This window comes from Pseudomonas tensinigenes, from assembly GCF_014268445.2.
In the GTDB taxonomy this organism is placed as follows: Bacteria; Pseudomonadota; Gammaproteobacteria; order Pseudomonadales; family Pseudomonadaceae; genus Aquipseudomonas; species Aquipseudomonas tensinigenes.
In genome coordinates this window covers 1,816,967-1,829,326 of sequence record NZ_CP077089.1, presented here as the reverse complement: position 1 = coordinate 1,829,326, position 12,360 = coordinate 1,816,967, and the positions used below count along the sequence as shown (strand labels likewise).

At 58.5% G+C, this 12,360-nt stretch carries 10 protein-coding genes; 3 read left to right on the top strand and 7 right to left on the bottom strand.

Features of this window, described 5'->3' with window-relative positions:
- Positions 1-22: 22 nt before the first annotated feature.
- Together HU718_RS08095 and HU718_RS08090 are read left to right on the top strand one after the other, a co-directional pair.
- Entirely contained in the window at positions 23-1,216 is a 1,194-nt protein-coding gene (locus HU718_RS08095) for a cyanate transporter (protein ID WP_150730357.1), read from the top strand.
- A 176-nt stretch (positions 1,217-1,392) separates the two neighbouring features.
- Positions 1,393-2,328, top strand: a complete 936-nt coding sequence (locus HU718_RS08090; protein ID WP_034153164.1) for a LysR family transcriptional regulator — start codon at positions 1,393-1,395, stop codon at positions 2,326-2,328.
- 3 nt (positions 2,329-2,331) lie between these two features.
- On the opposite strand, the gene HU718_RS08085 is transcribed toward HU718_RS08090, so the two are convergent.
- The 6 genes from HU718_RS08085 to HU718_RS08060 all read right to left on the bottom strand — a co-directional run bounded on the left by HU718_RS08085 (position 2,332) and on the right by HU718_RS08060 (position 8,025).
- A complete protein-coding gene (locus tag HU718_RS08085) occupies positions 2,332-2,697 on the bottom strand; it encodes a 5-carboxymethyl-2-hydroxymuconate Delta-isomerase (RefSeq protein ID WP_150730356.1) in 366 nt (121 codons plus the stop codon).
- Positions 2,698-2,862: 165 nt separating this feature from the next.
- Positions 2,863-3,783 (bottom strand): LysR substrate-binding domain-containing protein, encoded by a 921-nt coding sequence (locus HU718_RS08080; RefSeq protein ID WP_077571542.1) that lies wholly within the window; start codon positions 3,781-3,783, stop codon positions 2,863-2,865.
- A gap of 86 nt (positions 3,784-3,869) precedes the next feature.
- Positions 3,870-5,966 carry a DUF6311 domain-containing protein gene (locus HU718_RS08075; protein WP_186612699.1) on the bottom strand — a complete coding sequence of 699 codons (2,097 nt, stop codon included), beginning with the start codon at positions 5,964-5,966 and terminating at the stop codon, positions 3,870-3,872.
- Positions 5,963-6,349 carry a GtrA family protein gene (locus tag HU718_RS08070; RefSeq protein WP_095119099.1) on the bottom strand — a complete coding sequence of 129 codons (387 nt, stop codon included), beginning with the start codon at positions 6,347-6,349 and terminating at the stop codon, positions 5,963-5,965. Before HU718_RS08070 ends, HU718_RS08075 begins: the two co-directional genes overlap by 4 nt.
- Positions 6,346-7,056 carry a class I SAM-dependent methyltransferase gene (locus HU718_RS08065; protein ID WP_102900267.1) on the bottom strand — a complete coding sequence of 237 codons (711 nt, stop codon included), beginning with the start codon at positions 7,054-7,056 and terminating at the stop codon, positions 6,346-6,348. Before HU718_RS08065 ends, HU718_RS08070 begins: the two co-directional genes overlap by 4 nt.
- Positions 7,057-7,059: 3 nt before the next feature.
- Positions 7,060-8,025, bottom strand: a complete 966-nt coding sequence (locus HU718_RS08060) for a glycosyltransferase family 2 protein (protein WP_186612697.1) — start codon at positions 8,023-8,025, stop codon at positions 7,060-7,062.
- Positions 8,026-8,303: 278 nt separating this feature from the next.
- Between HU718_RS08060 and HU718_RS08055 the strand changes: the two genes are divergently transcribed.
- On the top strand, positions 8,304-8,495 hold the full coding sequence (locus tag HU718_RS08055; RefSeq protein WP_186612695.1) for a YegP family protein: 192 nt from the start codon (positions 8,304-8,306) through the stop codon (positions 8,493-8,495).
- 117 nt (positions 8,496-8,612) lie between these two features.
- Here the strand turns inward: HU718_RS08055 and HU718_RS08050 are convergent, their stop codons facing one another.
- Positions 8,613-12,113 (bottom strand): glycosyltransferase, encoded by a 3,501-nt coding sequence (locus HU718_RS08050; protein WP_186612693.1) that lies wholly within the window; start codon positions 12,111-12,113, stop codon positions 8,613-8,615.
- Positions 12,114-12,360: the final 247 nt, after the last annotated feature.

The window sequence follows — 12,360 nt, the reverse complement described above, 5'->3', positions numbered from 1 at the left end:
GGCCCCGCTCAAAGGTCTGATGATGGAAAACCTCCGCGCCACCGCCCGCCCCGCTGTCTGGTTGATGTTCGCCATCATTCTCGTCGGGCTCAATTTGCGTCCGTCGATGGCGGCGGTCGGCCCCCTACTGTCGGCCATTCGCGGCGACATCCCGCTGAGCTTCAGTGTCGCTTCTTTGCTGACCATGCTGCCGGTGATGGCCATGGGGCTGGCGATGTTTTTCGGCATTGGCATCAGTCAACGGCTGGGTGAGCAACGGACGGTATTGCTGTCGTTGCTGATCATTGGCCTGGCGACGCTGTCGCGACTGTTTATCGAATCGGCAGCCGAACTGATCGCCAGCGCCGTGCTGGCCGGCATCGGCATTGCACTGATTCAGGCGTTGATGCCGGCGCTGATCAAATCGCGCTTCGCCGACAACGTCGCTCTGTGCATGGGCTTGTACGTCACGTCGATCATGGGTGGCGCCGCGCTTGCCGCCTCGCTGGCGCCACTGGTGATGGTGCAAACCGGAAGCTGGCGCAGCGGTCTGGCCTTCTGGGCGATTCTGGCTTTACTCGCGATTGTGTTCTGGTGGTTCCAACGCCGCCAGCAACCCTCCACGGAAATGGCGGCAGCGAGGAAAGATTGGTTCTTAGGCAATTCCCGCGCCTGGTTACTGGCAATCTTCTTTGGTTTGGGGACAGCGTCCTACACCTGTGTTCTCGCCTGGCTCGCCCCGTACTACGTGGAAAAAGGCTGGAGCGAACAAAACGCCGGACTGCTGTTAGGTTTTCTGACGGCCATGGAGGTGATTTCCGGCCTGGTGGTTCCCGCTATCGCCAATCGCAGCCGGGATCGCCGCGTGATTCTGATGGCGTTACTGACGCTGATCATCGCCGGGTTTTGCGGCCTGATCCTCAGTCCACAACAGCTCAGCCTGCTGTGGCCGTGCCTGCTGGGGCTGGGCATTGGCGGTTTGTTTCCGATGAGCCTGATCGTCTCGCTCGATCATCTCGACAACCCGCAACGCGCCGGTGGCCTGACCGCCTTCGTGCAGGGCATCGGTTACCTGATCGCTGGCCTCTCGCCGCTAATGGCTGGAGTGATCCGCGACCGACTCGGCAGCTTCGAATGGGCATGGTGGTCGCTGACCGCTGTGATGGGGGTGATGCTGTTGATGGTGTGGCGCTTCGATCCCAGGCATTACGCCCGACACTTTCCCTCGTCGAGATAAAGGCTTCTGGCCACCTTACAGCGGTTTTGTCGGCGACGTCGTGTTAGTAAAACTTTCTGTCCCACAACTGACCGTGAAACGTCCTACAGGGCTTTGTCCTGGCACCATCGTTCCGTTAGGATCGTTCGCACACGTTTGCGCGGATTCAGCGCAAGGAGCACAGCGAGACGGAACGGATGCTGAACAGTAACTTGCTACGAAAGCTCGACATGCAGGATCTCATGGTGTTTATCGCTGTTTATGAGCAAAGCAGCGTTACCGACGTGTCAGAAACCCTGTTCGTCAGCCAGTCCACCGTCAGTTACTGTTTGAAAAAACTGCGCACCAGTTTCGAAGACGAACTGTTTATCAATACCCGCACCGGCATGCGTCCGACCTACAAGGCCAGCACCATGTACGGCCATGTGCAGAAGATCCTCGAAAGCATCAACCTGTGCCACGCCGGCGCCCCCACGTTCGACCCGACCCAGCAAGCCGTCACCTTCAACATCTGCGCCCCGGAATACTTCGAGCAACTGATCCTGCCGCGCCTGCTCAAGCGTTTCGATTTCGATGATTTGCCGGTGATGGTCAACATGCACAAGTTCGAGACCGACGTCCCGGCGGATGAGTTGCGCGACGGCAGCCTCGATCTGGTGATCAGCTTCGGCCCCAACTTCCACCGCCATCACACCGACCTGAAATCACGGATGTTGCTGGAGGATGATCTGGTCTGCGTCTTCGACAAACGTGCCACGCCACTGGAACCGCGCTTGAGTCTGCAGGCCTTTACCGAACGCCGGCATGTGTTCCCGACACCGTGGACGTCAACCACCAACATGGTCGATGGCTGGCTGGCGCGGCAGGCGCAGAAGCGCCAGATCGTCGCGCGCTCGAACAGCTACAGCGCGGCATTGAAAATGATCACCGGGACCGACTTCATCCTCACCCTGCCCCGCCGTATCCAGCGTTTGCTGACCAACGAGGCGGTGTTCAATCACTGTGAGGCGCCAAACGGCTTGCCGGGCTTTACCCTCGACATGCAGTGGAGCCAGAGCGTGGATCAGGACAGCGCCAACCTGTGGTTGCGCGAGCAGGTGGTCAAGGTGTGCAGCGAACTCGAAGCGGCCTGAGTCCTACACGCCAATCGCGGTTTTGCTGTAGGACTCGCGATCCATGTCGACCAGCTCAACGCACAGCTGCACCTCGACACCGGCCGGCCATTCGCACAGCTCCTGCAAGACTGCCAACAGGCTCTCTGACAACTGCTTCTTGATCTGTGGCGAACGTCCGCTGAGCAGCGCCAGCTTCACATAGACGAAGGCGCGCTCGGCCATGGCGGTACCGACCTTGAAGGTCTCGACTTTCACCGCACGACTTTTGATATCGAACTCCGCCGCGAACTGACCGGAGCCCACCAGCGTGTTGTTGAGGCGGATCAACGCGACGTCGGCGTTCAACTGTGGCAGGTTGGCGGTGTATTCCATGTGCAGGTGTGGCATTGCATATCCCCAGTCAGTTGGCAGAAAGGTCGTACATATAGCACATGCGGCTCATCACCAATCCCTGTAGGAACTGTCGAGTGAAACGAGGCTGCGATCTTTTGATCGTGAGATTTGAAGATCAAAAGATCGCAGCGTGCCGCAGCTCCTACACGGTGTCATGGCTCAGGCTGCGGTCAATGGCCGTTCACTCATGAATTGCTCCAGCCGCGAACGCAACCAGCGCTCAGCCGGATCGCTGTCCACATGACTGAGCCAGACCATCGACAAATCCAGCGTCGGTGTTTTAAACGGAAACGGCTCCTTAAACAGTAATCCGGAAGTGGCCATGGCCGCCGCAGTGTAATCCGGCAGACTGGCGATCAGGTCCGTACCCGCCAACAGCGCCGGCAACGCGCTGTATTGCGGCACCGACAGCACCACTTGGCGAGTACGACCGAGTTCGGCCAGCCACTCATCGGCGAAACCACTGACGTTGGCCGTGTGCGAAACCAGCACATGCGGACGTGCGCAATATTCATCCAGCGTCAGCGGCGTATCACTGGCGTCGGCACGCAGGATGCTCGGCTGAATATGCCGCAGCAGTTTGCGCTTGGCATTGGCCGGCAGACCTCGGGTCTGGCTGATGCCGACAGTAATGTCGCCAGCGGCGAGCAGATCGGGAATCCGCCAGTAATCGACGTGTTGCACCACGAACACCACGTTGGGTGCCTCCTGACGCAGTGCACGCAATAGCGGCGGCAACAGGCCGAACTCGACGTCATCGGACAGACCGATACGGAAAGTCATGGTACTGACCGCTGGATCGAAATCGCGGGTCAGGCTCAGCGCCACGGATAGCGAATCCAGCGCCGGCTTGAGATGGCGAAAGATATCTTCGGCACGGGCAGTCGGTTCCATGCGATGGCCGACGCGGATGAACAGCGGATCGTTGAGCATCGTCCGCAAGCGGTTGAGCGCCGAGCTGATGGTCGGCTGGCCGAGAAACAGCTTCTCGGCCGCCCGGGTCACATTGCGTTCAAGCATCAAGGTTTCGAACACCACCATCAGGTTGATGTCGGCTTTGCGTAGTTCATTGCGGTTCATCCATTGCCCCCTGCTCCCCGGAATACGGGCAGTGTAGAAAGGCCTTGGGCCCGGCGTCCATCAACCTTTGCACGGCCGGCCGAGCCTCAGCGAACGGTCAGCGATTTCAGCCCCAGCCCCATCACCCGAGCATCATCGTTCAACCCCAGATTGCGTGGACTGGTGGCATCGGGCAAATGCACCTGGATCGTCACGACCCGGCCATCGACGAGCGTTTCGCGGACAGCCGGGTTGAGCGGAATTTCCAGCAGATTGCCCTGAACCTGCGTCAGGCGAGTCGACAAGACTTCAACGCCATTGACACTGACGATGACCCGTTGAGTCAGTTTGGGCGGCATGACGAAAGCCAGCACGTCGATGACAATCGAGCGGGTATCTGGCGCCACACGCAGCGCGATTTCGGCGTCTTGCCCTTCACTCCAGGTGCCCCACGTTTCCGGAGCGGCCCAGCCTTTGACCAACTGCCGGCTCTTGCGATTGAACGCTTGCACCAGGCCGGGCTGGCTCAACGGAACAGCTGACATTGAGCGCCCCTCATCGACCATCGCCACACATTGATCACAGCGCTTCCAGCCTGGGGCCAGTACGACAAAGTCATCGACCCGGGTCAGCAGATCGGTATCGCTATGAACATTCTGGATGGCCAGGTCCAGCGAATCATCGTCGAGGATGTATAGCGAATCGGCTTCGTATTGGCCGGCACTCAGCCGGCGTTGCGCGTCACGCTGAGCCTCTTCGAGCGCCTTGGGGCTCATGCGCCCCATATAAACTGCATCGGTCTTCAAACCATGAGCCGCGGCAAAATCGGCAAGGACCTGCCACTGATCCGACTGGTTTTTGGGGATCAACGCACGAATATTCTTGTAGTGAGCGGCCGCACTGTTCCAGAACGGATCGTGCATCGGGCTGGCCCAGGCCGAAGTTTGCGGGACCATTTTTGTCGCTCTCAACCCCGCCCAGGCAATTCGCGTGTCGACGATCTGGGTCGTCAGCGCCAGCGCCAGCAGCCCCATGGCGAACGCCGGTCGATAGCCACGCACCACCAGAAACGTAACCAGTAAAACGATGGCATAGAATACCGGCCAGAACATCCGGCCCGAGGCACGGAAGATACTCGCCAGCCCCTCAACGGTTTTCGGCAGCGGATAACTGAACGTGTGAGCGCCCAGGCCAATTTGATTGGACAAGGCAAATACCGTCAGCCCGAGCATCGCCAACATTAGCCATGGCCAACGGCTAAGCAACGCCTTGACGCGAATATTGCTGCGCAGCATGGCAAAACCCGCGGCGGGCACCAGCAGCAGCACCCCAAGGCCCAAATAGTTGAAGCCCTCGTAGTCGCCGCCGCCCGTCACGAAGCTTGGCAGTACGTATGACCACCCCTCAGCGTCGAACAGGGATATCAGATTCATCCGATACCAACCGAAACCGCCACCACCGGCGCCGTCGACAATGCTGAAATAACCCGCCTGCCAGCAACATACGCTGACCAGGGCAAACAGACTGCCGAACTCTGTCAGCCCCTGCCGACGAGTCAGAGTGCCGAGCATGACTTTGCCAAACAGATCGGCTATCCAGATCAAAGCCACCATGACCAACAGGTAGGCATGCACCAGCGCGGTGGCTGCAAGCAAGGCACCCCATGCCAGTCGCCGTCGCGTCAGCGCCGGATGCAGGGCCAGATACAAAGCAGCCAGGATCAGAAAGTGGCCGGCCAGAGAAAGATGCCCACCGGTACGCACAAACATCGGCGGCGAAAACACCAGCAAACCGGTGCCCAACAGGCGCAGCACGGGGTTGTCGCTGATGAGTCCGAGCAGCTTCCAGGCAAACCACGCTTGCAGGACAAAACAGGCCAGCAACCAAAAGCCGAAATACTGGAACGTTTCCGGTAACCAGCCATTGAACGGTTTGAACAACAGTGCCAGCAGTGGATTGGAGTCAGAAAAAATGATCGCACTGCCCAACTCCAGTCCATAAGACGGGTTGAGCCCGAGCGGAAACGTCCAGGGCGAGTGCCGGAAATACACCCAGCCCAAGTAATGCGTCGCCGGGTCACCGTCCTTCAGCCAAGCGATGTTCTGCGGATCCAGGGCGCGCGGGCCGATCACCAGAAAAAACGCCAGCACACCGAGCAACAATGGCAGTAGCGCGAGGGCCGGATGCTTGTTCAATGCCCTCATCGGTACGTCCAGAAGTTGTGCAGTACGAAGGTGAATGCCGGGATCGTCAGCGCCACCGCGCCGATGCCCAGCAAATAGTGGAGGCCGGCCATTTGCGCAGCCCAGGCGACGAACATCGCCAGAAAAAAACCACCGACCGAAACCAGCAGAAACCGCACCAGGGTCCGCCCATGCAATCGGGCCGAGAAGCTCCAGGTGGTGTTGATCACATACGACACCACTGTCGCCACGGCGAACGCCACACCGTTGGCGAGGGGCGGCGGCGCACTGATGAAATGGATAAACAGCACCGCGACCAACGCATGCAACGCGGTGACAAACACACCGGTCACGGCAAAACGCAAACCCCGCTGGATCAACGCTGACTTTTCAGCTGAGGTCACGGCTTTTGCGCCAGGACAAAAACGCTCAAACCTGCCAGACGGTTCATACCCATCAACGGTAATTCAAGGCTGCAAAGTGTCTTGAGCAACGTATTCACCAGCGGATGATGACGCTTGAGTTGCGAACGCGGTGGCTGGGTTTGTGCGCCTTGCGGCAACAAGCGCAACGCCGCCGCAATCGGAAACACCGCGCCGAAATAATACGCACCGCGCTGCACCGACAAACCGGCAGCGCGCGCCAGTGTTTCGAACTGCGCCAGGGTGTAGCGGCGCTTGTGTTCGAGAAAATCATCGTGCCCGCTCCACAAGAACTGGAACGCCGGCACGGTCATCAGAAAGCGGCTGCCCGATGGCACCTTATCGACATACATCTTGAGCAGACCGAGGTCGTCATCGACATGCTCCAGCACGTCCATCAACAGCACCAGATCGGCATCGATGGTTTCAATCCCGCGACGGTAATGCACAGGTTTGCCGGCGGTGGTGGCGCTGGAGTCGGCGCTATAGCTGATATCCACGCACCACGCTTCGCGTGCATCGGTATGCGTCAGCAAGTGGTGGGAGAAAAACCCCGAGCCGGCGCCGACATCGAGGATTCGGCCGATGGCTGCATCTCCCAGCAAACGCCGGGTGGCCGCGGCTTTCGAGCAGTAATACCAATGCTCGTTGATGCTGTCGCCGAGGATGTCGGTTTCCTTGAGATCCATGAATCAGTCCTTGGAGTCGTAGACGCGACGCACCAGAAAAACCGGTCGGCGTTTGGATTCGATATACGTGCGGCCCAGGTACTCACCGAGCACTCCGATGCCGATCAATTGCAGCCCACCGAGAAAGGTCACGGCCACCATCAGCGAGGCATAACCGGGCATGTCGACACCGTGAATCAGCGTGCGCACCACAATGAACATGGCGAAAGCAAAAGACACCAGCGACACCAGCGCGCCGACATACGTCCAGATCCGTAGCGGCTCGGTGCTGAAACTGGTGATGCCTTCCAACGCAAAATTCCACAGGCGCCAGCCGTTGAACTTGCTCTGCCCCGCCACGCGCTCCGGGCGTTCGTAATCGACGTGGGTGGTGCGAAACCCGACCCAGGCGAACAAGCCTTTCATAAAGCGCCGGGATTCGGGCAGCGTCAGCAACGCATCGACGACGCAGCGATCCATCAGACGAAAATCGCCGACGTTTTCAGGTAAAGGTTGTTCGGCAATTTTGTTGTGCAAGCGATAGAACCAGTGGGCCGACGTCTGCTTGGCCCAGGTGTCGCTGCGACGGCTGATGCGATGACCGAGCACCACCTCAAAGCCTTCTCGCCAGCGCTCGATCATCTGCAGAATGACTTCGGGCGGGTCCTGCAAGTCAACATCGATCGGGACCACGATCTGCCCGGTCGCGGTCTGCAAACCAGCGGACAACGCCGCTTCCTTGCCGAAGTTGCGGCTCAGGTCGACGATGCGCAGGCGTGCATCGTGTCGCTGATGTTCGAGCAGGCGTTCGAGCGTGGCATCGGTGCTGCCGTCGTTGACGAACACCCACTCAAGATCGATCAACGTCTGCGTCTTGAAGACTTCATTGATGCGCCGCAAAAACGTGTCGAGGCTGTCCTCCTCGTTAAAAACGGGGACCACCAGCGATAACGTCACCTGCCTGTGCTGTTGCGTTCCGTGCTCAGTCAAAAGGAATGCTCTTTTTATAGTGTTTGTCGGTCGTCGAACGATATTCGACGCCATGAGCCGTCCCGTATTAAGCAGCAGCGTCGACTGTGTTGCAAGGCGCAGACGGCGTCATTTTGGCCAATCCACAGGCCTATTGCGGCGCTCTAGCCCGCGCCCTTCAGAAACATCCGCGAACGATTGGAAACAAATGTCCGATAGCCAAAAAAACCGTCTGCGCTAGGCTTGCGACCATGCGCCACACAGGCTGTCGCACAAATGAATCGCATGGAGCGAAACGAATGTATTTCGAGATTTACAGGCAATCCAGAGGCACCCCGAGCACCGGCAAAGGGCAATGGCGCTGGAGATTGCGGGCGGGTAACCACGAGACCATCGCCAGTGGCGAGTCGTATGTGAACAAGGCGGATTGTTTGCACGTGATCGGGTTGATCAAGGCTGTCCAGGGGGAGGCTCCGATCAAGGAGATCTAACCGCTCAGCACGATCCTGCAGATATGAAAAAGCCCCACAGTTTCAAGGCTGTGAGGCTTTTTTTCGGGCCGGTATCGAAAGACATTGAAGAAGCAGCGCGCAACGCTGGCCTCTTGTTCAGTCCGCCAGCCAGGCGTTTCGCCACGCCAACAGATGTTCGTCATTGAGCATCCAGTGATCGAGTACAACGCTGCGCAGGGCGTCTCCAGCCTTGGCGCTGGCATCGGGCTCAGCCAGGTGTTCGCGAATAGCGGCAATCCAGTCTTGCGATCGGTTCCTGACTCTCGTCACCGGGAAATCACCACGATAACAAGGGATGTCCGAGCAGATCACGGGGAAACCACAAGCGCCATATTCCAACAAGCGCAAATTGCTTTTGCAGGCGTTGAAAAAGTTGTCTTTCAGAGGTGCCAAAGCCAGGTCCAGGTTCAGGCCGGCCAGTCTTTGCGGGTACTTTTCAATACTCACCCCCCTATGGAACTCATGGACATAAGGCCGCAGTGCCGGTGGACACATCCCCATGAACACCCATTCAACTTCTCCTTCCAGCGCACGAACCACTTCGGCAAGGACTTGCAGATCGGCGCTGTGACTCGAGCCGCCGGCCCAGCCAACCCGAGGCTTGCGACCTTGTTGGCGATGGCTGGTCAGGTCGCTCCACCAATGGCTCGGCAGACGGTTTTCCATCACCCGGATGTCGGCGTTGAAACCCTTCAGCGCATTGGCCAGCGGCTCGGTCGACACCACCAACCGATCGCACAGCCCTACGGCTTTCTTCAAGCGTTTGGTGATGTCTTTGGGAAGCAATTCGTGGTTCAAGTTGCCAGCGGGCACGTCAAGAATATAGTCATCCAGCTCGTAAACCTTGAACGCCCTGGAGAATGCCTTGGTGTCCTGCATGTACTCCAGATGAGGCGTTGTGTGCTGCCCCTGGAAAATAATCGTGTCCGGCGCAATGCGCTCCAGTTCTGTCGGTTGCAGCCCCTCGTCGCTCACCGTTCCGCCGATCAGCTGCGCGGCTTTCAGGGCAGCGAAAGGCTGACGCACGCGGTAGTGCCCACTGCCGAAAGAGTCGACGGGATGACACAGCACATGAGGCAACTCACGACTGGCAAACGGGTGCCAGTCGGTATCGGTGCGGTATTTGGAGGAGAAGCCGCTGCCCTCCAGGGTCAGGTTGCGGTTGTAGGCCGGATCGTTGGCGATTTGCCCAAGCCAGCGCTGGTACATCACCGACTGTTCGCCCTTGAACCTTTTACGCTTGGCTTCTTCCTTGGTCGTGTCGACGTTGTTCTGGCTCACACTGGCTTCGTGAACGAGCAGCGCATAAGGCGTCCAGACAATCAACCGCCCGGCCTGGCCGACTTTCAGGCACAGATCCACATCGTTATAGGAAACGGCCAGGTCGACCTCGTCCATTCCACCCACTTGCTGGTACAACTCGGTGCTGATCATCAGGCAGGCGGCGGTGACCGCGCTGTAGTTTTGATCAAGATGCAAGCGGTGAAGGTAGCCGTTGGACTGCATTGAATCGCCGATAAACGGGTGGTCTGCAACGCCACGCAACCCGAGTACCACGCCTGCATGCTGAACAGTCCCGTCGAGGAATAACAGCTTGGCGCCGACTACCCCCACTTCTGGCCGCTGGGCGTGATGGAGCATCGCACCAAGCCAGTCGCCATCAATGACCACCGTGTCATTGTTGAGCAGCACCAGGTAATCGCCGCGGGCATGGTTGACGGCAAAATTATTGATCGCCGAATAGTTGAACGGATGCGGATAACGCAGGATGCGCACCTTGGGATTGTTCAACAGCTCCATACCGCTGAACCAGTCCCGGGCTTCGTCGGTTTCGCTGTTGTTGTCGACGATGATCAGTTCGTAATTCGTATAGCTGGTTTTCTCCATGATGCTTTCGATGCAGCGCAGCAGCATCGGCAGGCAGTCCTTGGTGGGAATCAGGATCGAGACCAGCGGTTGTTCCGCATGTTGGTAGACCACACGGTTGGCCATTGGCAAAGGTCCGGCCTGCAGCTCATGAGCCACGCCCAGGCGCTGCAAGTGCGCCCCGACGATGGCTGCCGAGTTCGCGATGACTTGGGGTTCACCAAGCCACTGGGGGAAATTGATGGCTTGGTGCACCAGCACATCCGCGAGATGCCCGACAGTGCCCAGACCGTGATTTTCAATCAGCCGGAAAAGCAAATCATGGGGCGCCAGTTCGCTGAAGGCGGGATCAAAGCCGTCAGCAGACAACGCGGCCTCGCGACTGAAAGCCAGTGCGCGGCCGACATACGGATAACTGCGCAACATATCCAGATTCAAGTCCGGCTTGAATACCGGACTCTGGCAGCCTTCAGCGGTCAGTGAATCTTCATCGCTGTAGCAAGCGCTGACACCGGGATTGAGGGCGATGCCTTCGGCGAGCAAAAGCAGCGCATGGGGATCCAGTTCGTCTCCTCCGCGCAACAGATACCACCAGTCAACGTCGATCTCCTGCAACAGTTCATTGAGCTGGCTCGGCCAGGATTCGGCCAACGGCAGCCAGACCAGATTATCGGCTGGCGTCACGCCTACAGGTTCGGCATTGGACAGGACCACGATGGCCGCCGCCCGATAAAGCTGGCGGTCGATGCTGTCCAGGCTGGAACGCAACAGTCCGATATCACCCGTCGTGTCGGTCAACACCAACAACACATCCGGTTGCCGCGGCCAGCTCGCCAGTCGCGCGGGCAAACCTTCGACCTCGACGGCAGCCAGTTGCCGACTCGCCAGCCAGCGCTGATAAAGGTCGATATTGCGCTGCTGACGGCCAACATTCGCCAGAACGCCGAAATACCGCTCTAACGTGTGTGCCAGGGTACCGTCGAGCTGGCCACATTCAACTTCGAAATCGCTGCCCGTCAGTTGAATCCGCTCCAGAGGCGTAAACACTTCAATGCGCGCAAAGAACATGGTGCCGGCAAAATAATCCGCTTCGTTGATGCCCTGCGGCTCAATACCGCCACGCTCGGCCAAGGTGACAAGCAACGCACGGTTGCTTTCGCTGAGGAATCGGGTGACTGGCACCAGGTATCGCTGAGGACCCAGCATTGGAACGTGCACCGGGTCGGCAAGGTGTTCCAGCGCTCGACTGAATCGTACCGGGCCCAGCAGATCATCGAATAGTTCAACGCCCCAATCGATCTCCCCGCCCAAGTGCAGCGAACGCTTGGTGTGCAGCTTGACCAGGGTGCGGATGTTATCGGCACGCAAGAACGGCAGCACCCGCAGGAACGGAAAAACGTCCCTGCCGTGATTCGGCACCCGGTATAGCGAAAAACTCAATGTGCTGGCCGTCAGTTGAGCACAGATCTCATCTTCACATCCGGCTACGCAGGTCACGTAGAGATGCAGGCGTTCAGAAAGTTTAATCAAACGGCGCAGAATATCTTTCAGCACTTCGGGGTAAAACGCATGGATGACCACGCCGACTGGCGGCTCGCCATCCTCGAATGCTGGCAACTGCGCAACCAGCACTTCGCACTCTTCGACCTGGGAAACGGCGCCGCTGGCTGACTTGACGGACTGAAGTTCAGATACGCGGTGAGCACCTTGGGCTGATGGTGGAATTATCATATTCAAACCAATTCAAATAGGGAGCGAGGCTGGAACTCGCTGGATGCGCCTTTCACGGCGAGGTGAGCAAGTATCCACTTTAGTGAGAGCGCTGGCCTGATGGCTGGGCAGAGGATAAACGATGACAGGTGTGATCTGGCGGCTGATCGCTCGCCAATAATGACAGCCCTCTACTCTGCGAACGCTGCTTTAAATGGGCCGGCGAGTCCTGTGAGCGTCGTATCTCTAATGTCGGCAGAGGCTGTAT